Below are 22840 nucleotides of genomic sequence, written 5' to 3'. Positions count from 1 at the left end.
GTCTGGGCGTGAGACCGGGTGCGTCCTGTCATGAGACTGAAATGCAACACGTTTAGGGTGTATCCATGCCTTCGTCCCCCGCCTCCGTCGTGCCCGGTGGGGCGACCCTCGACGATCTCGGCGTTCGCCTGCACGACGGCGTCGGCACGATCCGGGTCTGGTCGCAGAACGCCTCGGCCGTCGAGCTCGTCGTGTTCGACGCCACGGACCTCGACTGGGTGGTCGACCAGGCAGCGCTGGAAAGGCGGCCCGGAGGGGTCTGGGAGGTCACGACGCCGTTGCTCCAGCCGGGCGTGCGGTATGCCCTCCGGGTCGAGGGACCGCACGGCCCCGGCAACACGTTCAACCCGGAGACGCTGCTCCTCGACCCGTACGCGCGTGGTCTCGCCCAGGGCCACGGCTACCAGGAGTGGCGCGGCGTGGTCATCGAGGACGGCTTCGACTGGGGCGACTCCACCAAGCCGCGGGTCCCGGCCGACCGGACCGTGATCTACGAGGGCCACCTGAAAGGGCTGACCAAGCGTCACCCCGACATCCCGCCGGCGCTGCACGGGACGTATGCAGGCCTCGCGCATCCCGCCATGATCGCGCACCTCCGCACGCTCGGGGTGACCTCGGTGGAGCTGCTCCCCGTCCACGCATTCGTCCCGGAACCCCGACTCCTCGAGCGTGGTCTGACCAACTACTGGGGCTACAACACCCTGAACTTCTTCACACCGCACGCCGCGTACGCCACCGAGGGCGCGCGCAAGGCCGGGCCCGAGGCGATCATCGCCGAGTTCAAGGGCATGGTGCGGCTGCTGCACGAAGCGGGTCTCGAGGTGATCCTCGACGTCGTGTACAACCACACATCCGAGGAGGGGATCGGCGGCCCGCGCTCCAGCCTCCGCGGCCTCGACAACGCCCGGTACTACCGGCAGGACGACGCGGGCGTCTACATCGACACCACCGGATGCGGCAACACGCTCAACACCGCCACCGAGGCCGGGGCGCGCCTCGTCGTGGACTCCCTCCGGTACTGGGCCGAGGAGATGCAGATCGACGGATTCCGTTTCGATCTGGCCACGGCGATCGCCCGCGACGGCGCGCACACCTACACCCCCGACCATCCCCTTCTGCAGGCGATCGCCGCCGACCCCGTGCTCGCGGAGACCAAGCTCATCGCGGAACCCTGGGACGTCGGTCTGGGCGGCTGGCAGACCGGGAACTTCCCCTCGGGCTGGCATGAGTGGAACGACCGTTACCGCGACCGGGTGCGCAACTTCTGGCTCAGCGACATCGACTACGCCCGGCGGGCCTCGGCACCGGTGGGGATCGGCGGTTTCGCGACACGTCTGGCCGGCTCGTCCAACACCTTCAGCGAGGATCGGGGACCGCTCGCGAGCATCAATTTCGTCACCGCGCACGACGGCTTCACACTCCACGACCTCGTGTCGTACGACGTGAAGCACAACGAGGCCAACGGCGAGCAGAACCGCGACGGCGCGGATCTGAACCGGTCCTTCAACCACGGCGTGGAGGGCCCCACCGACGATCCGATGATCCTCGCCGCCAGGCGGAAGGCGATGCGCAACCTGCTCGGCACCCTGCTGCTCTCGGCCGGCATCCCGATGCTCACCGCCGGGGATGAAGTGGGACGGACGCAGCGAGGCAACAACAACGCCTACGCGCAGGACTCTCCGTTGTCCTGGCTCTCCTGGGAGTTCGAGCCGTGGCAGGAGGACCTCCGCGCCCACGTCGCGCGCCTCCTCCGGCTCCGTGAGGAGAACCCCGCGCTGCGCCCGAGCCGGTACGCGCGCCTCGGCGAGCACATCCCGAACGCGTCGGTCATGGACTGGTACGACCAGGACGGCGCGACCATGGAGCCGGCCCAGTGGACGGACCCCGGCAACCGCACCCTGCAGTACGTCGCCGCGTCCACGCCGGACAAGGAAGCCGCGAACCGGATCCTGCTGATCGTGCACGGCACGGAGGCTCCGATCGACGTCCGGCTCCCGGAGGACATCGACGGCGCCACGCGGTTCGTCTCGCTCTGGTCGAGCGCGGATGAGCGGCCGTCGGACGCGGTGGAGACCTTCGCGCCGGGCGAGGTCCTGCCGATCCCCGGCACCTCGATGCGCCTTTTCCGCGTCGAGTGATAGCACGGTTCGCCGCCCTGGTCGAGCGGTAGGTTCCCGCACGCCCGACCGGTAGATTCGGCATGTGACTGCTCGTGCTGGAACCCGGCCCACGGCTCTGCGGAGCCCCGTTCAGATCCCGATGCGCGCCGCCGACGCGGACCGCCCCGGAGCGCTGCGCACGACGCGGATCCCGCTGCTCGACGGGAGCCCCGCGGTCCCCGGTGGCTTCCCGGCCAAGGCCTTCGCCGGCGAGGTCGTGCCGTTCCGCGTGGTCGCCTTCCGGGAAGGTCACGACCTCATCGGCGTGCACGTGCGGCTGACGTCCCCGACCGGCGAGGAGAGCCTGCACCGGCTCACCGCCCTCGCGGACGGCACCGACCGCTGGGAGGCGGAGATCGCCCTCGACGCGGAGGGCGTCTGGCACTTCCACTTCGAGGCGTTCTCCGACGACTTCGCCACCTGGGCGCACGCCGCGCACGTCAAGGTCGCCGCAGGCGTCGATGTGGAGGTGATGGCCGCGCTCGGCGCGGAGCTGCTGCGGCGGGCCGCGGCGGAGAAGGATCGCCCCGCGGCACAGCGCACGCGCCTGCGCGTCCGAGCCGATGAGCTCCAGGCCGGCGACGCCACCACCACTGCGGCGATGGCCGTCGACCCCGAACTCGCAACGATCTTCCGCGACCGCCCGATCGCGACCCTCCGCTCCCTCTCCGCGGAGCAGGTCCTCCGCGTCGAGCGCACCCGTGCGGGCGTGGGCGCCTGGTACGAGTTCTTCCCACGCTCCGAAGGTGCCAGACGGCTCAAGGACGGCACGGTGCGCAGCGGCACGTTCCGCACGGCGGCGAAGCGCCTGCCCGAGGTCGCCGGGATGGGCTTCGATGTGATCTACCTCGTCCCGATCCACCCCATCGGCAGCACCAATCGCAAGGGGCGCAACAACACGCTCGTCGCCGAGGCGGGAGACCCGGGCTCGCCGTACGCGATCGGCGCCACTGAAGGAGGGCACGACGCCATCCATCCCGACCTCGGCACCCCGCAGGACTTCCGCGCGTTCGTGCGCGCCGCGCGGAAGGAGGGGCTGGAGGTCGCCCTGGATCTCGCGCTGCAGGCATCCCCCGACCACCCGTGGGTCCGCGAACACCCCGAGTGGTTCACCACCCTCCCGGACGGCAGCATCGCGTACGCGGAGAACCCGCCCAAGAAGTATCAGGACATCTATCCGCTGAACTTCGACAACGACCCGGAGGGCATCGCGGCCGAGATGCTCCGGATCGTCCGGCACTGGGTGGCCGAGGGTGTGCGGATCTTCCGCGTGGACAACCCGCACACCAAGCCGCTCCAGTTCTGGGAGTGGCTGATCGCGACGGTCAACGCGACGGATCCCGACGTCATCTTCCTCGCCGAGGCCTTCACCCGGCCCGCCGTGATGCGCGCGCTCGCCGCCGTGGGCTTCCAGCAGAGCTACAGCTACTTCACCTGGCGCAACACCAAATCCGAGCTGGAGGAGTTCCTCAACTCCATCTCCCACGAGACGGCCGACTACATGCGTCCGAACCTCTTCGTGAACACCCACGACATCCTCACCGAGTACCTCCAGTTCGGCGGACGCGCCGCGTATCGCATCCGCGCCTGCATCGCCGCGACGGCAGGGCCCGTGTACGGGGTCTACGCGGGGTACGAGCTCGTCGAGAACGTGGCTCGCCCGGGTTCCGAGGAGAACATCGACAACGAAAAGTACGAGTACAAGTTCCGCGACTGGGCGGGAGCCGAGGAACGCGGGGAGTCGCTGGCCCCGCTGCTCCGGCGGCTCAACGAGATCCGTGCGGCGCATCCCGCGCTGCGCCAGCTCCGCAACCTCGAGCTGCACTGGAGCGACGACGACGCCATCCTCGTGTTCAGCAAGCATCTCGACGCCGCCTTCACCGGTACCGGGAGACCGGACACCCTCATCGTCGTCGCGAACGTCGACCCGCACTCGGTGCGCGAGACCACCGTCCACCTCGACACCACGCGCTGGGGAGTCCCCCTGGGCGAGACCTTCGAGGTGGAGGATCTCCTGACCGGCGCTGTCTGGACCTGGAGCGATCACAACTACGTCCGGCTCGACGCCTTCGCCGAGCCCGTCCACATCCTGAAGGTGAGGGAGCGCGCATGAGCCGCATCGAGGACACCCCGAACGCCGAGTGGGAGGCCGTCGCGGCCGGTCAGCATCACGACCCGCATTCCCTGCTCGGCGCGCACCCCGCCAAGGATGCCGCCGACCGTACCGTCACCGCCATCCGCGTCCGCCGACCGCTCGCCGAGAGCGTCGAGGCCGTGTTCAGCGATGGAAGCCGACTCGCCCTGTCCCACGTCGCGCACGGCCTCTGGGAGGGCACGCACCCAGGGCCGCCGCTCCCCTACCGCATCGCGACGCGCTACCGCGGCGAGGAGGAGATCGTCTCCGGCGACCCGTACCGGCATGCACCGACACTGGGCGAACTCGACCTGCACCTCATCGCCGAGGGGCGGCACGAGCGTCTGTGGGAGGCGCTGGGGGCGCATCCCCGTACGCAGGGCGACGAACAGGGCGTGTCCTTCGCGGTCTGGGCCCCCGATGCCTCGGCCGTCCGGGTCGTGGGCGATCACAACGGCTGGAACGGCGAGAGCCACGCCATGCGCTCGCTCGGCGCCAGCGGCGTCTGGGAGATCTTCATCCCCGACCTGCCCGTCGGCACCCGCTACAAGTACCAGATCCGCACCCGGAGCGGCGCCTGGATCCTCAAGGCCGACCCGATGGCGCTGGCGGCGCAGGTGCCGCCGGAGACCGCGTCGGTCGTCACCGCCTCGTCCTACGCCTGGCAGGACGGCGCGTGGATGACCCGTCGCGCCGCCACCCATGCCGTCGCGCAGCCGCTGTCGGTGTACGAGGTGCACGTCGGCTCCTGGCGCGAGGGGCTGGGCTACCGCGAGATGGCCGATCCGCTGATCGCACACGTGCAGGAGACGGGGTTCACCCACGTCGAGTTCATGCCGCTGGCCGAGCATCCGTTCGGCGGCTCGTGGGGCTACCAGGTCAGTGGATACTACGCACCGACGAGCCGGTACGGCTCCCCCGACGACCTGCGCTACCTCATCGACCGCCTGCACCAGGCCGGCATCGGCGTCATCATGGACTGGGTCCCCGGGCACTTCCCCAAGGACGCCTTCGCGCTGGCCCGCTTCGACGGCCAGCCCCTGTACGAGCACCCCGACCCCCGCCGCGGCGAGCACCAGGACTGGGGCACACTCATCTTCGACTACGGCCGGCCCGAGGTACGCGGCTTCCTCGTCGCTAACGCCCTCTACTGGCTGGACGAGTTCCACGTCGACGGCCTGCGGGTCGACGCCGTGGCGTCGATGCTCTACCTCGACTACTCGCGCCGGGAGGGCGAGTGGGAGCCGAACATCCACGGCGGACGCGAGAACCTCGAGGCGATCCGCTTCCTCCAGGAGGTCAACGCCACCGCCTACCGGCTCCACCCCGGCATCCTGATGATCGCCGAGGAGTCCACGAGCTTCCCCGGCGTCACGGCGCCGACGGATCACGCCGGCCTCGGGTTCGGTTTCAAGTGGAACATGGGCTGGATGAACGACTCGCTCCAGTACATCGGACGCGATCCGATGTACCGCGCGCACCACGAGGGCGAGATGACGTTCTCGTTCGTGTACGCGTTCGGCGAGAACTACGTCCTGCCCATCAGCCACGACGAGGTGGTGCACGGCAAGGGCAGCCTGTTGTCCAAGATGCCGGGCGACCACTGGCACAAGCTGGCGAACGTCCGTGCCTACCTCGCCTACATGTGGGGGCATCCCGGGAAGAAGCTGCTGTTCATGGGACAGGAGTTCGGTCAGCTCGCGGAGTGGTCGGAGGGTCGGGAGCTGGACTGGTGGCTCCGTGACCAGCCCTCCCACGCCCAGCTGCAGGACTTCGTCGCCGCGATGAACGGGGTGTACCGGTCGCAGGCCCCGCTCTGGGAGCGCGACAACGACGGCTCCGGGTTCACCCGCCTCGGCGCCCCGAGTCGGGACCCGTCGGTCATCGCCTTCGAACGACGGGACGCGCACGGCGGGCGCCTCGTCGTCGTCAGCAACTTCGCTGGAGTGGAGCGCACCGGCTACCGTCTCGGGCTGCCCAGAGAGGGCGTGTGGCAGGAGATCCTGAACTCCGATGCCGTCGCCTACGGCGGACGGGGGTCGGGCAACCTCGGGATGGTGATCGCCGAGCCCGCGGACGCCGGCGCCCCCACGGCGTCGATCACGCTGCCCGCGCTGTCGACGCTCTGGCTCCGCCACCAGCCCGAGCCGCACGTGCCGACGGTGAACAACGGCTGACGGACGGCCGGCGACGATCGGTCTGCGCGGAGGAACGATCCCCGCGCGGGCCGATCAGAAGAGCAGCGAGGAGAGTCGGTTCCGAGCCGCGATCACGCGCGGGTCGCTGGCGCCGATGAGGCCGAAGAGCTCGACGAGACGCTCCCGGACGGGAGTGCGCTGGTCGGACGGCAGCTGAGCGAACAGGTCGAGGAGCCGGCCGAAGGCGTCGTCGACATGTCCACCGGCGAGGTCGAGGTCCGCGACGTCGAACTGGGCCTGCACGTCCAGCGGAGCCGCTGCGGCCGCGGCTCGGGCGGTCTGGAGGTCGAGTCCCTGCACACGGTCGAGCAGGCGGACCTGGCCCAGGCCGGCGATGGCGTCCTCGTCGCGCGGGTTCTCCGCGAGTGCCTTCTCATAGGCGGTGATGGCCGCACGGTAGTCGCCGCGCTCGATGGCGGCGAACGCCTCCGCGTGCAGCGGCGGCAGCTCGGGCTCGGCAGCGGCTTCGGCTTCCCCGGTCTCGGCGTCGCCGACGGGGAGCGTTCCCGAGACGCCGTTCTGCGCCGCCACCTGGAGCAGCTGCGCGAAGACCTCACGCACCTGCTGCTCCGGTACAGCGCCCGTGAACATCGGCACCGGCTGGCCGGCGATGAGGGCGACGACCATCGGGATGGACTGCGCGCGGAAGCTCTGCGCGAGCTGCGGGTTCGCATCGACGTCGACCTTCGCCAGGAGCACGCGGCCGCCGAGCTCCCGAGTGACCTTCTCGATGATCGGGCTCAGCTGCTTGCACGGCCCGCACCACTCGGCCCACAGGTCGACGACCACCGGGACGGTGCGCGACAGCTCCAGGACCTGACCGAAGTTCTCGTCGGTCGCGTCGACGACGACGTCAGCCACCGGTGCGGTCGCGGGGGCCGCTGCACCACCCGCCGGCGGGGACGGACGGTTGCGCAGGCTGGACAGATCGACGGCGCCACGCAGGGCCGCGGGAGACATCTCACTCACTTGATCACCTTCACGGACACGAGATCCTGACGGGACGCCAGGAGACGGATCGGTTCGCTCGACCCCTGGGACGGGACGGCGAAGAACAGCTGGAACTCATAGGTCGTCTGGGCGCCCTTCGCGGACTCGTTGGCCCCGGTGAGCGCCTTGGCCTCCTTGTTGTCACCGAAGCGGATGACGACATCGGAGGACGTGGGCGTGATGGTCTCGACATCGAGGACGGAGACCGCGACGATGGCGCCGCTGTCCAGCGTCGTCATCGAGACGGGCTCCGCCGTCGTCGGCTTCATGTCGAACGCGGCCTTGGACGTCTTCGCAGCCCCGGCGTCGGCGAGTCCCTTCACCAGGCTCTGTCGGCTGTCCCTGATCGATGTCGCCAGGTTCAGCGCCAGATCGTCGAACTGCCCGTAAGAGGCGCTCTTCTCACCGTTGTCGACGACGTCGGCGAAAGCCGCGGCGACCTCGTTCGGCGGCACCGACAGGAAGGCCGAATCCGCCGGGACCAGCGAGGTCCCCAGCCAGCTGGCCGCCACTTCGGGGAACGCCGCGTCCGCCGACATCTCCGCCATGTTCGTGACCTTGTAGTTGGACCAGGGGTCTGCCTGCGTCATGGTCAGCACCACCGGCGGCACGGTGTCGTCGCCGGTGCTCTTCGAGAGCATGAGGACGGTGCGTGGCCAGCGGTCCGTCGCCTCGGGGAGGACCACCTCGACGTCGTCCGTCGGGATCGCGGCGGGCGCGGCCCGATCCGGCAGCTTCGCGCGCAGGGCGTAGTCAGTCGTCCTCGTCGTGAGAGGTGCGCCGTCGAGGCGGGTGGCCGCGAGGTCCAGATCCTTCGCCTCATCGGCCTGCACCAGGGTCTCGGAGACCTCCCGGAGGATCCGCTCGGCCTGCGTCTCGGTGACCGCCGGCGGCTTCTGGTTCTCGGGGGCGATCACGGTCGGGGTCGGAGACGGCGATGCGGAGGGGGCCCCGAACTCGGGCCAGGACTCCGCCGTGCAGCCGGAGGCCAGCAGGGCGGTCAGACCGAGAGCGGGGAGGGCGAGCAGGCGCCGACGACGCCTCGGGCGCTCAGCACGCATCGTGCTCTTCCCGTCCTGCTCCTTCTCGTCGACGATCTCCGCGTCCTCCACGTCGTCCTTCCTCGCCGGTGTCGGCGCCTGCTCGCCGTCCGCGGCCTCCAGGGCCTCGCGCTCGGACGGCGGAAGGGCCGCCACGTCGATCGGCTGCGTCGTGGGAAGCGGCCCAGGCCCCTTCCGGCGCGGGCCGCGGCCACGGCGCTGGTGACGGATCGCGAGCACGTACAGGACCAGGCCCACGAGGAGCACCAACCCGCCTGCCGCCATGAGCGGGCCCGCCAGCGGCGTCCGCGTGTCCAGCGGCCAGGAGACCACGATGTCGTCCGGCGCGTCCTTGGTGCCGTCGTAGGCGATCAGCACGCTGGTCCCTTCCGGGAGCTGCATCTTGTCAGTGGCGAGGAAGTTCTCCTCGCTGAAGGAGTCGAGCCACAGATCGGAGCCGGCCGGGTTCCGGCCCGCGGGCGCGTCGGCGTCCTCCTCCGGCGCCGGGGTCGCGGTCGTCTCGGGCGCCGGCGTCTCGGTGGACCCCTCGTCGTCTGCTGCGGCGACATGCTCGACGACGAGCTCGTCCTCGTCCCCGACGGTCACGTGGTTGTACTCGGAGTCGGAGAGCCAGGCCTCCATGTCGGCCGTGCGCCCGTAGCTGGTGAAGATCTCCCCTTCGCCGCGGATGAGCAGCTTCTGCGCGCCGGCGTTGATCCGCAGGACGTCGCCGTCCAGGAGAACGAAGGGCGCGGGCTCCTCGATGTCGACGCGAGCCTCCTCGGACGAAGGGCCGACGAAGATGGTGCGTTGGGCGATCCCCGCACCGATCAGCACGGCAGCCAGCACGAAGGCCACCACGGCCCATACGAAACGCACGAATAGTCTCCTCACGCATCGCGGCTTCCCGCCCACGACGCCACACTCGACATTTCAGACTAGCGAACACACCTGTGTGTTGACCACGAGGGCCCTCCCTCGTCCGTCGTCCGGCACGTCGGCGGCGCGTCGAGCCGCGGCATGGGTAGCCTTGCTGCAGCCGTACCGAGGAGTCTGCATGAAGATCCACAACCCGTTCCGCACCGCCCTCGTGGCGACACTCGGCGTGGGGCTCGGGATCGTCCTGATCAGCAGCGTCCAGACGCTGTCGACCGTGCTGCTCTACATCGGCACCGCCCTCTTCCTCAGCCTCGGCCTCGACCCTCTCGTCACGTTCCTCGAGCGTCGACGCCTGCCCCGCTGGCTCGCGGTCCTCGTGACGATCGTCGCCGTGCTGGCCGTCTTCGTCGGGATCATCCTCATCGTGCTGCCCGTGCTGGTCGACCAGATCTCGCAGCTCATCGCCCAGATCACGGCGATCGTGCAGCGCGGAACCGCGATCGAGGATCTGAGGAGCTGGATCCAGGAGACATTCCCGAACCTCCTCGTCGACGACGTCTTCGCGTATGTGGAGGACTGGCTGACGACCAATCTCGCGGAGATCGGCGGGTCTATCGGTCAGGGCGTGCTGATCGCCAGCGGCGCCGTGCTCAGCGGCGTGTTCGGCGCCTTCATCGTCCTCATCCTGACCATCTATCTCACGGCCTCGACACCGTCGCTCAAGCGCGCGGTGTACCAGCTCGTCCCGGCGTCCAAGCGGGATCGCTTCATCGATCTCTCCGAGCAGATCACCGACTCGGTCGGCTACTACGTCATGGGCCAGGTCAGCCAGGGCGTCATCAACGGCGTCCTCAGCGCGATCTACCTGACGATCATCGACGCGCCGTTCCCCGCCGTTCTCGCGGTCGTCGCGTTCTTCTTCTCGCTCATCCCGCTGGTGGGCACCCTGACCGGCTCGACGATCATCGTCCTCGTCTGCCTCATCCCGGGCCTCGGCTCCCCCGGCACGGCTCTCGCGGCGGCGATCTACTACCTGATCTACATGCAGATCGAGGCGTACGTGATCTCGCCGCGCATCATGAGCCGCGCCGTCTCCGTGCCCGGCGCCGTCGTCGTGGTGGCAGCCCTCGCGGGAGGAAGCCTGCTGGGCCTGCTCGGGGCGCTCATCGCGATTCCCGTGGCGGCCAGCATCCTGATCCTCTACCGGCAGGTGCTCATCCCGCGCATGAACGAGCGGTGACCGGGGCGGGCCTCGCCGTCAGTCCGCTGCCGGCCAGTGGGTCGGCAGCGGCAGCGCCGACGGATTGACGGCGGCGACGATCTCGGTGAGCACCCGGCGCGTCTGCGTCTCCCCCACCCACAGGTGCTTGCCCCCTTCCACGGCGATCAGCTGCGCCTGCGGGATCGTCGCGAAGCGCTCCCGCGCTTCCGCCGGGCGCAGGTAGTCGTCGAACTCGGGCACGAGGATGACCACGCGGTGGCCGGTCTCCCCCCAGGCGGCGACCTCCTCCGCCGTCGCGCGGTGCAGCGGCGGCGAGAGGAGGATGATGCCCTCGATGTCGTGGTCGGCACCGTACTTGAGGGCGAGTTCCGTCCCGAACGACCACCCGACGAGCCAGGGGCGCGGCAGCGCGCGGTCGCGGACGACGTCCATGGCGGCCGCGACGTCGAACTGCTCTGCAGCGCCGCCGTCGAACGTCCCCTCACTGGTGCCGCGCGGCGAGGTGGTGCCACGGGTGTTGAACCGCAGCACCGCGAGATCGGCCAGGGCGGGAAGACGCGCGGACGCCTTGCGGATGATGTGCGAATCCATGAAGCCACCGGCGGTCGGCAACGGGTGCAGCGTGACCAGCGTCGCCACCGGGACTGCGGCTTCCGGCGTCGCGAGCTCGCCGACGAGCGTCAGGCCGTCCGCGGTGTGCAGCTCGATGTCCTCGCGGCGCGCCGGGAGCTCCAGCGGTCCCCGGATCTCCATGGTCATGCGATCCTCCAACAGTGGTTGTGCCAGTGTCTGCGGTCAGCCAGGGCTGCGGCATCGCCGAGCACGCCGTCGGCGCGCCAGGCCACGAGATGGGCGGTACCCGGTTCGACGGATCGTCCGCAGCCCGGGCAGATGTACGCCTTCTGCGCCTGGAGCGCGGAGACGGGCTGCACCGTCCACTCCACGCCCCGGCGGACCTCGGTGCGCTTCCAGCCGGCGAGGAGACGGTCGAACGAGTCCTCGCCCTCAGGGCGCGCGGAAGGACGTCGGCGTGAGCGGGGCATGGTGCCGGCTCACCACCAGTGGTTGGTGACCCAGAAGTTGTACGCGCCGGCCCAGCTGCCGTAGCGACCCGTGGCGTATCCGGTCGCCCAGCGGAGGTTGTCGACCGGGTTGTAGCCGTTCCCCGGCACCTTGCTGCAGGGCAGGGCCTGGACGAGGCCGCAGGCACCGGAGGAGGAGTTCGTCGCGTTGGGGTTCCAGCCGCTCTCCCGCGAGACGATGTAGTCGACGTACTGCCAGTCGCCCTGCGCGATCCCGGCGGCCGCCATCCACTCCGCAGGTGCGCCTCCGCCGCTGTACGGCGGGAGTCCGCCGCCCCCGGACGACCCGCCCTGCGAGCCCTCGGACGACGACGAGGAGGTGGTCACCGGGGCCGGCTTCGGCTTGGGCTTCGGCTTGGGTTTGACGTAGACGTCGAAGGAGCCGCGCTCGACGGGAGTGATCGCCGCGCCCTCCACCGTGACCGTGAGGTTCTGGGTGTCCGCCAGGGCCACCGCATACACGGAGTCCGGGGCCTCCGTGGCGACGGGCTGAGCGAGCGCGACGCCGGTGGGCGCGACCATCGCGGCCGCGAATGCGACGACCGCGAGCGAGCTGAAGACGCCCACGACACCGCGGCGGCGCGACCAGCGGCGCGTGCCGCGGGAGGCTGATTCAGCCGTGGCTGCGGGTACCAGCACGGCGTCGCTTCGTTCGGGAATCATGTCGTTTCGGGAGTTCACGATGGAGGACAGTTTACGCATACCTGCCTGAAGAGGCCATCAGACGGCTCAGCGGACCGCCAGGATCACGTCGATGGTGGCGTCCAGGAGCGCGTCGACCTGCTCCTCGCGGTAGCCGCCACGCTGCATGCGGAACGCTGCGGACCGCAGCTGCTCAGCGGACAGCGCGTCGCCGTCCCGCAGGTAGCGGACGATCCGGGAGGTGACGTGGTCGACCTCGTCGACGCGGTACCCGAACGTGAGGAAGCCGGTACGGGCGAACCGGTGGCGACGTGGACGCGCCAGGTGGTCCAGGATGACCTGCGCGTCGGCTCTGGCCTGCTCCACCCAGGCGCCCGCTCCGAGAGACCGCACGGCGCGTTCCCGCTCTCGGGCGGCGAACGCGTCCTCGACCCGTCCGAGGGCCGCATCGACGTCAGCCACCACGTACCCCTCCTTGACGAGGGGGAAGGAGACGGTGCGGACGTCATCGGCCGTGAGATCGTCAGCGCCGCTCTCGAACGCCCGCCGCGCCGAGGCGAGGAATCCGTCCACCGCCGCACGGTGGTACCCCTTCGTGCGTCCGGTCGTGAGCGCGAAGGCCGGCGTGGCCGCGCGTTGCGTGGCGACCTCGCGACGGTCGTCGTTCATCACAGCACCACTGTCGTTCATCACAGCACCAACCAGGGAGAGAGGAGGAAGTACAGGCAGAGGGCCGGGACGGTCGACGGCAGGATGCTGTCCAGCCGATCGAGGAGCCCACCGTGCCCGGGGAGCCAGGAGCTCATGTCCTTGATCCCGAGATCCCGCTTCAGCATCGACTCGCCGAGGTCTCCGAGCGTGGCGGACAGCAGGATCGCGGCCCCGAAGATCACACCGCCCCACCAGGGCAGGTCGAGCAGGAAAATCGCCAGGAGGACGCCCGCCGCGAGCGACGCCACCACCGCACCGCCGAAGCCCTCCCAGGTCTTCTTGGGGCTGATCCGCGGCGCCATCGGGTGTCGCCCGAACGCGAGCCCCGCGGCGTAAGCGCCGGTGTCGGCCGCCACGGCGATCGCGATGAAGCTGAGCACCCACCACTGGCCACCCTCCTGCTCGAGCAGGATGAGGGCCACACCCGCGAGGAACGGCACGTACACCTGCACGAACCCGCCGATCACGGCGTCGGTGAGCACATCGCCGTACGTGCGCCCATCCTTCGCGACCATCTGGGCGAGCAGGCGCCAGACGATGACGAACGCCACGGAGACGAACAGCATGACCCAGCTCAGCCAGGGCTCCGCGAAGTACGCGGAGAGCACGAGGAAGGTCGCCGCTATCAACTGCGGGATCACGTCGACGCGACGCCCGGCGGCGCGCAGCGCGCGCGAGAGCTCGTAGACGCCGAGGAGCGCCGCGGCCAACGCGAACGGGACGAACAGCGCCTTGATGAAGAGCAGCGAGCCGAGGAGCGCCGCACCGAAGGCGAGGCCGATCAGGATCGCGAGGACGAGGTCACGTCCGGTGCGCTGCTTGATGCGTTCGTTCGCCTGGTCGAGCTGATCCCGCGCATGCGACACGTGCGTGCCGAACTCGTCCCGCGCCTGGCGCCACTGCTCGCGGATCGCATTGTGATCCGCGGTGTCCAGCCGGTCGGCGGTCACCGGCGCTGCACCCGGCGTCGCCGGAAGCGGCGGTCGCGGGGGCACGCGGTCGGCGTCGAAGGCCGGGAAGGCCGCGTCGCCGAGCGGCACGCCGCCGTCGGGGCCGACCTCCGGCCGCGCCACCGGAGCGCCCTCGTCGGTGCCTCGCGATTCGTCGGACATGCGGACTACACCTCGAGGAGTTCTGCCTCTTTGCGCTTCAGCGCGTCGTCGATGAGGTCGACGTGCTGACGGGTCAGCGCGTCGAGTTCCTTCTCACCACGGGAGATCTCGTCCTCGCCGAGCTCGCTCTTCAGCCCGTCGAGCTCGTCCTTCGCCTTCCGGCGGATGCCGCGGACGTGGACCTTGGCGTCCTCCGCCTTCGACTTCACGAGCTTGACGTACTCCTTACGGCGCTCCGCCGTGAGCTCCGGCATCGTGACGCGCACGAGGTTGCCGTCGTTCGTCGGGTTCGCGCCGAGGTTCGGCATGTCGCGGATGGCCTGCTCGATCGCCTTCAGCGCCGACTTGTCGTACGGCGTGATGATGAGCGTGCGCGCCTCCTGGTTCGCGAGCGACGCGAGCTGAGCGAGCGGCGTCGGCGTGCCGTAGTAGTCGACCAGCACCTTCTGGAAGAGCTGCGGGTTCGCACGACCCGTGCGCACCGTGGAGAAGTCCTCCTTGGCAGCCTCGACGGCCCGGGACATGCGGGTGGTGGTTTCAGCGAGGACGTCCGCGATCACGGTGGCTCCTATCGTCGGGGTGTTCTGGAAATTCTATCGGGAGCGGGCCCCCGTCCCGTGCAGGCGCTCAGGCGGTGACGAGCGTGCCGATGGGCTCGCCCAGGAGAGCGCGGGTGACGTTGCCCGGCGGCTCCATGCCGAAGACGCGCATGTCCATGTTGTTGTCCATGCACAGGCTGAACGCCGTCGAGTCGACGACCTTGAGGCCCTGCTGGAGCGCATCGCGGTAGGTCACGCGCTCGATTCGCTCGGCGTCGGCGTGCTTGTTCGGGTCGGCGGTGTAGATCGCGTCGACGCCGTTCTTGGCGACGAGGACCTCCTGCGCACCGATCTCCAGTGCGCGCTGCGCGGCGACCGTGTCGGTGGAGAAGTACGGCAGGCCCGCACCGGCACCGAAGATGACCACGCGGCCCTTCTCCATGTGCCGCTCCGCGCGACGCGGGATGTAGGGCTCGGCGACCTGGGTCATCGAGATCGCCGACTGCACGCGCGTCGCCGCGCCCGCCTGCTCCAGGAAGTCCTGCAGCGCGAGCGCGTTCATCACGGTGCCGAGCATGCCCATGTAGTCGGCCCGCCCCCGGTCCATGCCCCGCTGGCTGAGTTCGGCCCCGCGGAAGAAGTTGCCGCCGCCAACGACGACCGCCACCTCGACCCGGTCGACCGCAGCGGCGATCTCGCGCGCCATCTGGCTGACCACGTCGGGGTTGACGCCGAGCTGCCCGGCGCCGAACGCCTCTCCGGAGAGCTTGAGGAGGACGCGACGGCGTCCGGTGCGTTCAGTCATGGGGGATGTCCTCTCGTCCCGATTCAAGATAGTGCCTGGTGGGCATGAAGAAGGGGTTCGGATCGAGCGATCCGAACCCCTTCGACAGTGCTACGCGCCGACCTTGAAGCGCGCGAAGTCCGTCACGGTGATACCGGCGTCCTTCGCCACCTGGGCGACGGAGAGCTTGTTGTCCTTCGCGTAGTCCTGCTCGAGCAGGGCGACCTGCTTGATGAACGCGGAGACACGGCCCTCGACGATCTTCGGCAGAGCGGCCTCGGGCTTGCCCTCGTTGCGGGAGATCTCGGTGACGATCTCGCGCTCCTTCTCGACCGCATCCGCCGGCACGTCCTCGCGGGACAGGTACGACGGGTTGGCGAACGAGATGTGCTGGGCGATGCTGCGCGCAGTCTCGGCGTCGTCACCCGTGTAGGCGACGACGACACCGATCTGCGGCGGCAGGTCCTTGCTGGTGCGGTGCAGGTAGACCTCGACGCTGTCACCGGTGACGGTGCGCACGCGACGGAGCTCGACCTTCTCGCCGATGATGGCGGCCTCTTCCGAGATGAGCTGCTCGACGGTCTTGTCGCCCGCCGGAGCGGCCAGAGCGGCCTCGACCGAGTCGGCCTTCACGGCGGCGACGGCGTCGGCGACCTTGTCGGCCAGCGCGATGAAGCGCTCGTTCTTCGCGACGAAGTCGGTCTCGCAGGCGAGCTCGACGAGCGTCACGGCGCCGTCCTGCTCGCGAGCGACGACGAGGCCCTCGCTGGTCGAACGGTCGGCGCGCTTGGCGTTGCCCTTCGCACCCTTCAGGCGCAGGATCTCGGTGGCCTTCTCGACGTCGCCGTCGGCCTCCTCGAGTGCCTTCTTGGTGTCGACCATTCCCGTGCCGAGCTGCTCACGCAGCGCCTTGAGGTCGGCGATGGTGAAGTTGGCCATGTGTGGTGGCTCCTTGCTTCGTTGTGTGGGTGTACGAGGGATTACTTGGCGTCTGCGGCCTCGGCGGCGGCGACCTCGGCGGTCTCCTCACCGGAAGCGGCGGCGATCGCCTCGTCGTGCGCCTCGGCACCGGCCTCGTCGGCGGCGGTGGCGTCGGCGGCAGGGGTCTCGACGACAGCGGCCTCGTCGTCGGCGGTAACGACCTCGGCGGCGTCAGCGGACTCCTGGACGGGAGCCTCGAGGAGCTCCTTCTCCCACTCGGCCAGCGGCTCGGCGTCGCCCGACTCCGGGTTGTGCTTCTGCTGCAGGCCCTCGGCGGCGGCGTCGGCGATGATGCGCGTCAGCAGCGACACCGAACGGATGGCGTCGTCGTTGCCGGGGATCGGGTACTGGAAGTCGTCCGGGTCGGCGTTGGTGTCGAGGATGCCGATCACCGGGATGCCGAGCTTCTTGGCCTCGTCGATGGCGAGGTGCTCACGCTTGGCGTCGACCACCCAGAGGGCGGACGGGGTCTTGGTGAGGTTGCGGATACCGCCCAGCGACTTGTGGAGCTTGTCCAGCTCGCGCTTCTTGAGCAGCAGCTCCTTCTTCGTGAAGCCGGAGGCGGAGGGGTTCTCGTAGTCGAGCTCCTCGAGCTCCTTCATGCGGGCGAGACGCTTCGCGATGGTGGAGAAGTTGGTGAGGAGGCCGCCGAGCCAGCGCTGGTTCACGTAGGGCTGGCCGACGCGCGTGGCCTGCTCCGCGAGGATCTCCTGCGCCTGCTTCTTGGTGCCGACGAAGAGGATCGTGCCGCCGTGCGCCACGGTCTCCTTGACGAAGTCGTACGCCTTGTCGATGTAGCCGAGCGACTGCTGGAGGTCGATGATGTGGATGCCGCTGCGCTCGGTGAGGATGAAGCGCTTCACCTTCGGGTTCCACCGACGGGTCTGGTGTCCGAAGTGCACGCCGCTGTCGAGCAGCTGGCGGATGGTGACCACAGCCATGGTCGTCTCCTGATTCTGGCGCGGAGCGCCGTTGAGGTTGTCATGCCGACCGGACGGTCGGACATCCTGGTGCCCGGCTCACGCCCACCCGTTCGGAGAACGGGACCTGCGGGAGTGGATGCCACGACGGAGTCGCTCTGGGCACGCGTAGTCACCCCGAGATCGAGGTGCTCGTCCAGCATACAGGATCATGCGCCGCCGGCTCGTCCTGCACAGGAGCGCGATCCTCGCCCTTCTCCCCCGCTACAGGGTTCTTCCCCGGGCGTCCGGTCCGCGCGATCGCCCCCGGCGCACACTCACCGCATGCCTTCTCCTTCGGGTTCCCCTCACCTTGTCCGTTCACACTCGTCTCGTGCCGCTCGCGTCGCGATCACGGCGGCGCTCGCCTGTCTCGTGCTTCTGGGCGGCGGCGGCGCCCCACTCGCCGCCCCTGCGTCCGTACACACGGCGACGGCATCCCGCTCCGGCCCGTCCCCGGCCGACAGTTCCGCCTCGGAGGGTGCATGGCGATGGCCCGTCGACGGTGGCCGCCATGTGAGCGCCGCGTATCGCGCACCGGCGCACGCCTACGGTCCCGGACACCGGGGCATGGACGTCACCGCCGCCGTCGGTACCGCTGTCGGCGCTCCGGCGGACGGAGTGGTCGCATTCCAGGGCGTGGTCGTCGATCGTCCCGTGCTGACCATCCGACACACAGACGGCCTGGTGAGCTCGTTCGAGCCGCTGGAGTCTTCGCTCCGGGCGGGCGACACGGTCAGCCGGGGTCAGGAGATCGGTCGGGTCTCCACAGGTGGGCACACGGCTCCTGGCGCGCTGCATGTCGGTGTGCGGCGCGATGGGGAGTACATCAACCCGATGCTGCTGTTCGGCGCCGTCCTGCGGGCCCGTCTCCTGCCCTGCTGCGGGACCTGATCTCCGACCGAGCGGGCAGCCGCTCAGGCGCGAGGATGCGCCAGCCGGTACGTCGCCGTCAGCCGCTCCGCCGAGACATGCGTATAGATCTGCGTCGTGCCGAGGCTCGCGTGCCCCAGGATCTCCTGCACGGCGCGCAGGTCGGCGCCGCCGTCGAGCAGATGCGTCGCCGCCGTGTGGCGGAGGGCGTGCGGCCCGACGGTCTCCGCGCCGACGACGGGTGCGAGCGCACGGGCGACCACCTCGTAGACCGTCCGCGGTCCCAGCCGGGCGCCGCGGCTTCCGAGGAAGACGGCAGGCGAGGCACCCGCGGCCCTGCTGAGGAGCGCCGGGCGAGCGCGGCGCAGGTACGCACCGAGTGCATCCCTGGCCGGGGCACCGAATGGCACGACGCGCTCCTTGTCGCCCTTGCCCCGCACAAGAGCCGTCCCGCGGTCGAGATCGAGGTCGTCGATGTCGAGACCGCAGAGCTCGGAGACGCGGACCGCGGAGCCGTAGAGAAGCTCCAGGACGGCGTGGTCACGGAGGGCGACGGGCTCGCCCGAGGATGCGGCCTGCCGATGGCGTTCCAACAGCTCGGACATCGCGTCCTTCGATGCCACGGTCGGCAGCGTCTTGGCCCGTTTCGGCGCCACGAGCCGAAGACTCGGGTCGATGGGGATGATGTCCTGCTCGCGCGCCCAGCCGAAGAACGCTCGCGCGGTGGCCGCACGTCGGGCCAGGGTCGCTCGCGCGTCGCCGCGCTGGGTCGCCTGCCACAGCCATTCACGCAGCATCTCCAGGTCGATCCGGTCCACCGGACCGCCCGCCACGCTCGCCCCGAGGTCCCGCAGGTCGGAGCGATACGCCTTCACGGTCGCGGGCGACAGCCGGCGCACCTTCTCCAGGTGGTCGGCGAACGCCTCGACAGCGACCGCGAAGTCCATACCTCCACCCTGGCCCGCCCCCGCCCCCCGAGCCGCGCGCCCCGCCGCGAGCCGTCCTATGACGTCCGTGCCGCGCCGATCCCGCGCCAGCCGTCCCCGTCCCGCCGCGCAAGGCCGTCGAGATCGAGGAGGCCGAGCAGTGCCCTGGTCCGCTCGACGGTGAGATCCGCGCGTTGCGCGAGCTCCGCCTCCGTCCGAGCGGTCCGGGTGCTCAGGGCACGGAGGAGCAGGACCCGCCCCTCCTCCGTGGCATCGTGTGCGTGCGGCGACCGCGCGTCGGTCGGGAGCATCTCCGCCACCTCCGCCGCGGAGGTGACGCACACCGCGTCGTACTCGCGGAGCAACCGATGACAGCCGGCCGACGAGGCGGAGGTGACGGGACCGGGCACCGCGCCGAGTGGCCTGCCGAGCGTTGCCGCGTGCCCCGCCGTGTTGAGGGAGCCACTGCGCCACCCGGCCTCGACGACCACCGTCGCCTGCCCCAGTGCCGCGATCAGTCGGTTGCGGGCGAGGAAGCGCCACCGGGTCGGCGCCGTCCCGCAGGGCACCTCGCTGACCACGACCCCGTCGACCGCGATCCGCGTGAGAAGGTTGCGGTGCCCGGCGGGGTACGGGCGGTCCACGCCTCCGGCGAGAACCGCGATCGTCCCCCCACCGACAGTCAACGCGGCGCGGTGGGCTGCCCCGTCGATGCCGTACGCGCCGCCCGACACGACAGCCGTCCCCGCGGCGGCCAGGTCGCCGGAGAGGTCGGCGGCGACGCGCTCCCCGTAGGCGGTGGCCGCCCTGGCGCCCACGATGGCGACGCGTGACGCGCTGGTCAGGAGCTCCGGGCGCCCGCGCGCCCACAGCACCACCGGAGCCTCCGTATCGAGATCGTCGACGGCGAGCGGCCAGTCGGGATCTCCCGGAAGGAGCAGATGGGCGCCCGCCGTCTGCGCCCGCCGGAGGGCATCGATCACAGCCGCCGGATCGGCACGCTGTCGCCACCGCACCCGCGCCTCGTCGAGCGCCCGTCGTGCGCCCGCGGCGCGGACCATCGGCCATGACCGTCCCCGCGCGTCGAGAGCGAAACGCATGCCGTCGGCCGGTCCGAACTCGCGCACGAGGGTCGCGGCGACGGCGTCCCCGGGATCGGCGATGACGGACCAGGCGACACGTGCGAGCGCCTCCGCCACGTCGTCGGTGCCGCGCAGTCTCCGAGCGGCGTCGAGCGCATCCTGCTGAGAGACGAGTTCGTCGATCACCGCGCCACCCCCGTCCGCAGAAGGAGCGCGCGGCCGATCTCGTCCGTTCCGGGGAGGTCGAGTCCGGCGAGGTCGGCCATGGTCCAGGCCACCCGGAGGACGCGGTCGTATCCGCGGAGCGTCAACGCCCCTCGTTCCAGTGCCCGATCGAGACCGGCCCGCGCGTCTGGCGGGAGGCGGAATCCGCCGTGCCGGAGCAGGGTCCCGGGAACCTCCGCATTGCGTCGCCAGGGCGTGCCACGCCATCGCCGCTCCGCTCGAGCGCGCGCCTCGCCGACGCGGCGCCGGGCCTCGACGGTGGTCACCCCGGAGCGCTCCCCCGCGAGCGAGCGTGAGGCGGCGACGCGCGAGACCGGCAGATCGATGTCGAGACGATCGCGTAATGGCCCGGAGAGGCGAGTCGCGTAGCGTCGCAGCGCCTGCGGTGGGCAGATGCAGTCGCCGTCACGCACCCCCCGGTTCCCGCACGGACACGGGTTCATCGCCAGGAGCAGCTGGAACCGCGCCGGGAACCGCACGACGAAGCCGGATCGATGCACGTCGACGAAGCCGGTCTCGAGTGGCTGACGGAGCGCGTCCAAGGCCACCCGGGGGAACTCGGCCGCTTCGTCGAGGAAGAGCACGCCCCGATGAGCCCGTGCGACCGCGCCGGGGCGCGCCGTCCGCGACCCGCCTCCGACCATCGCCGCCACCGAGGCGCTGTGGTGCGGAGCGACCAGCGGAGGCTGGTGGTCGAGCCCGGTCACGGCCTCGCCGCAGAGGGAGCGCACGGAAGCGACCTCGATGGCCTCCTGCTCGGTCAGCGGCGGCATGATCCCGGGCAGTCGCCCGGCGAGCATCGTCTTGCCTGCTCCCGGCGGACCGCTCAGGAGCATGTTGTGGCCGCCCGCGGCCGCGACGATGAGGGCCTCGACGGCTTCCTCCTGCCCGAGGACATCGCTCAAGTCGCGGTCGTCCGACCCTTCCTCCGGCGGTTGCGGTCCCGGGACCGGCTCGACATCCGGCACCTCCACCTCGGCCCCGTGCCAGACTGCCACCTCGGCGAGCGACGCGGCGGCACGCACCTCGACGCCGGCGACGAGACCGGCTTCCGTCGCGTTGCCGTGCGGCACGATCACGCGCTCGAAGCCGGCGCGTGCAGCGGCGAAGACCGCGGGAAGCACACCGGGGACGGGCCGCAGACGGCCATCCAGCCCGACCTCCCCCAGGTGCACCGTCTGCCGCACGGCACGACGAGCGAGCATGTCGCTCGCGGCGAGGGAGGCGACCGCGATCGCGAGGTCGAAGGCGGACCCGTGCTTGGGCAGACTCGCCGGCGAGAGGTTCACCGTCAGACGCCGCCGGGGCAGCGAGAGCCCGGAGTTCACGCAGGCGTTGTGCACGCGCTGCACCGCCTCGCCCAGAGACTTGTCGGGGAGGCCGATGATGCGGAACTCCGGCGTCTGCGGCGAGAGGTCGGCCTCGACCTCGACGACATGCCCCTCCGCCCCGGTGAGGGCCACCGACCACGTCCGAGCGGTGCTCACGCGATGTCCTCGAGGTGCTCGATGGACGCGGTCTCCGGAACCGCCCCCACGATGCCGACCGCCTCCACCCGCAGCACCCGTCCCCGTGCCAGATCCGGATGCGCAGCCCGCCACGCATAGGCGAGCTGCCACAGCCGCCGGCGCTTCCGGTCGTCGATGGCGTCGAACGGGTGCCCGAAGGCCGCCGACCGCCGCGTCTTCACCTCGACCACGGACAGGTGCCGACCGATGACGGCGACGATGTCCAGCTCCCCCTGTGGACACCGCCAGTTTCGATCGACGATGCGATACCCGCGCTTCGTCAGGTAGTCCGCTGCCTGCTGTTCCCCGGCTCGCCCGAGGTCGTCTTTCGCTGCCATCCCCACAGGATTCCCGGGGCCACCCCGTGACCTCCGCGGTCCGGAGCAGACAGCCCGGCCGCTGTGGAAACAACGGAGAACGTCACCGTTGTGCAGGAACGGCGGCTGGAGTCACTCCCCGTCGAGCGAGAGCTCTTGCGGCAGTTCGAACTCGCGGCGTTGCAGCTCCTCGACGTTCACGTCCTTGAACGTGAGCACCCGGACGGCCTTCACGAACCGGTCCGCACGGTAGATGTCCCACACCCACACATCGCTCATGGAGATCTCGAAGTAGAAGTCGTGCTCGGTGTCCCGGCGCACGACGTTGACCTCGTTGGCCAGGTAGAAGCGACGCTCGGTCTCCACGACGTACTGGAACTGAGAGACGACGTCGCGGTACTCGCGGAACAGCGCGAGCTCGAGCTCACGGTCGTAGTCGTCGAAGGCTTCCTCATCCATGATGAGTCCATCCTATGG

21 protein-coding genes are annotated in these 22840 nt (G+C 70.2%); 5 read left to right on the top strand and 16 right to left on the bottom strand.

All coding sequences use genetic code 11. The features are described 5' to 3' along the window. Window positions 1-65: 65 nt before the first annotated feature. From glgX to glgB, 3 genes are all read left to right on the top strand, one after another. On the top strand, window positions 66-2138 hold the full coding sequence (gene glgX / locus AB0310_RS04155) for a glycogen debranching protein GlgX (protein WP_366236638.1): 2073 nt from the start codon (window positions 66-68) through the stop codon (window positions 2136-2138). 121 nt (window positions 2139-2259) lie between these two features. After that, on the top strand, window positions 2260-4272 hold the full coding sequence (locus AB0310_RS04150) for an alpha-1,4-glucan--maltose-1-phosphate maltosyltransferase (protein WP_366236920.1): 2013 nt from the start codon (window positions 2260-2262) through the stop codon (window positions 4270-4272). Then, window positions 4269-6470 (top strand): 1,4-alpha-glucan branching protein GlgB, encoded by a 2202-nt coding sequence (glgB, locus tag AB0310_RS04145; RefSeq protein WP_366236637.1) that lies wholly within the window; start codon window positions 4269-4271, stop codon window positions 6468-6470. Before AB0310_RS04150 ends, glgB begins: the two co-directional genes overlap by 4 nt. 54 nt (window positions 6471-6524) lie before the next feature. Here the strand turns inward: glgB and AB0310_RS04140 are convergent, their stop codons facing one another. Both AB0310_RS04140 and AB0310_RS04135 read right to left on the bottom strand, forming a co-directional pair. Then, window positions 6525-7451: a tetratricopeptide repeat protein gene (locus AB0310_RS04140; protein ID WP_396654931.1), complete on the bottom strand. Its 927-nt coding sequence runs from the start codon at window positions 7449-7451 to the stop codon at window positions 6525-6527. Between the two features lie 5 nt (window positions 7452-7456). After that, window positions 7457-9400 carry a DUF8094 domain-containing protein gene (locus AB0310_RS04135; protein WP_366236636.1) on the bottom strand — a complete coding sequence of 648 codons (1944 nt, stop codon included), beginning with the start codon at window positions 9398-9400 and terminating at the stop codon, window positions 7457-7459. Window positions 9401-9578: 178 nt separating this feature from the next. Here AB0310_RS04135 and AB0310_RS04130 point away from each other — a divergent pair, with 178 nt between their 5' ends. Then, complete coding sequence (locus AB0310_RS04130) at window positions 9579-10640, top strand: AI-2E family transporter (RefSeq protein WP_060922797.1); 1062 nt, start codon at window positions 9579-9581, stop codon at window positions 10638-10640. A gap of 18 nt (window positions 10641-10658) precedes the next feature. On the opposite strand, the gene AB0310_RS04125 is transcribed toward AB0310_RS04130, so the two are convergent. The 9 genes from AB0310_RS04125 to rpsB all read right to left on the bottom strand — a co-directional run bounded on the left by AB0310_RS04125 (window position 10659) and on the right by rpsB (window position 17414). Then, a complete protein-coding gene (locus AB0310_RS04125; RefSeq protein WP_315637164.1) occupies window positions 10659-11375 on the bottom strand; it encodes an alpha/beta hydrolase in 717 nt (238 codons plus the stop codon). 2 nt (window positions 11376-11377) lie between these two features. Then, window positions 11378-11665 (bottom strand): Rv1322 family protein, encoded by a 288-nt coding sequence (locus tag AB0310_RS04120; RefSeq protein WP_232089226.1) that lies wholly within the window; start codon window positions 11663-11665, stop codon window positions 11378-11380. Window positions 11666-11674: 9 nt separating this feature from the next. Further along, window positions 11675-12367, bottom strand: coding sequence for an aggregation-promoting factor C-terminal-like domain-containing protein (locus AB0310_RS04115; protein WP_366236635.1), 693 nt, complete (start codon window positions 12365-12367; stop codon window positions 11675-11677). A 66-nt stretch (window positions 12368-12433) separates the two neighbouring features. Continuing rightward, a complete protein-coding gene (locus tag AB0310_RS04110) occupies window positions 12434-13015 on the bottom strand; it encodes a DivIVA domain-containing protein (RefSeq protein ID WP_187664144.1) in 582 nt (193 codons plus the stop codon). Between the two features lie 20 nt (window positions 13016-13035). Further along, entirely contained in the window at window positions 13036-14169 is a 1134-nt protein-coding gene (locus AB0310_RS04105) for a phosphatidate cytidylyltransferase (protein WP_366236634.1), read from the bottom strand. Window positions 14170-14174: 5 nt separating this feature from the next. Next, complete coding sequence (gene frr, locus AB0310_RS04100; RefSeq protein WP_187664001.1) at window positions 14175-14729, bottom strand: ribosome recycling factor; 555 nt, start codon at window positions 14727-14729, stop codon at window positions 14175-14177. Window positions 14730-14796: 67 nt separating this feature from the next. Continuing rightward, a complete protein-coding gene (gene pyrH, locus AB0310_RS04095; RefSeq protein ID WP_366236633.1) occupies window positions 14797-15513 on the bottom strand; it encodes a UMP kinase in 717 nt (238 codons plus the stop codon). 90 nt (window positions 15514-15603) lie between these two features. Continuing rightward, window positions 15604-16431, bottom strand: a complete 828-nt coding sequence (tsf, locus tag AB0310_RS04090; protein ID WP_187664000.1) for a translation elongation factor Ts — start codon at window positions 16429-16431, stop codon at window positions 15604-15606. Between the two features lie 41 nt (window positions 16432-16472). Beyond that, window positions 16473-17414, bottom strand: a complete 942-nt coding sequence (rpsB, locus tag AB0310_RS04085; RefSeq protein WP_259951634.1) for a 30S ribosomal protein S2 — start codon at window positions 17412-17414, stop codon at window positions 16473-16475. 534 nt (window positions 17415-17948) lie between these two features. Here rpsB and AB0310_RS04080 point away from each other — a divergent pair. Then, entirely contained in the window at window positions 17949-18326 is a 378-nt protein-coding gene (locus tag AB0310_RS04080) for a murein hydrolase activator EnvC family protein (protein ID WP_313362708.1), read from the top strand. A gap of 23 nt (window positions 18327-18349) precedes the next feature. Here AB0310_RS04080 and AB0310_RS04075 read toward each other — a convergent pair whose 3' ends face one another. The 5 genes from AB0310_RS04075 to AB0310_RS04055 form a co-directional block, all read right to left on the bottom strand. Then, entirely contained in the window at window positions 18350-19252 is a 903-nt protein-coding gene (locus AB0310_RS04075; protein WP_280567136.1) for a tyrosine-type recombinase/integrase, read from the bottom strand. A gap of 56 nt (window positions 19253-19308) precedes the next feature. Then, a complete protein-coding gene (gene dprA / locus AB0310_RS04070) occupies window positions 19309-20499 on the bottom strand; it encodes a DNA-processing protein DprA (protein WP_366236632.1) in 1191 nt (396 codons plus the stop codon). Then, complete coding sequence (locus AB0310_RS04065) at window positions 20496-22025, bottom strand: YifB family Mg chelatase-like AAA ATPase (protein ID WP_187663995.1); 1530 nt, start codon at window positions 22023-22025, stop codon at window positions 20496-20498. Before AB0310_RS04065 ends, dprA begins: the two co-directional genes overlap by 4 nt. Beyond that, window positions 22022-22384, bottom strand: a complete 363-nt coding sequence (locus AB0310_RS04060; protein ID WP_315636919.1) for a YraN family protein — start codon at window positions 22382-22384, stop codon at window positions 22022-22024. Before AB0310_RS04060 ends, AB0310_RS04065 begins: the two co-directional genes overlap by 4 nt. Before the next feature lie 111 nt (window positions 22385-22495). Beyond that, complete coding sequence (locus tag AB0310_RS04055) at window positions 22496-22822, bottom strand: DUF2469 family protein (RefSeq protein ID WP_017204525.1); 327 nt, start codon at window positions 22820-22822, stop codon at window positions 22496-22498. Window positions 22823-22840 lie beyond the last annotated feature (18 nt).

The sequence above is a fragment of the Microbacterium meiriae genome, assembly GCF_040702565.1.
Taxonomy (GTDB): domain Bacteria; phylum Actinomycetota; class Actinomycetes; order Actinomycetales; family Microbacteriaceae; genus Microbacterium; species Microbacterium meiriae.
This window is presented reverse-complemented; position numbering and strand designations above follow the sequence as displayed.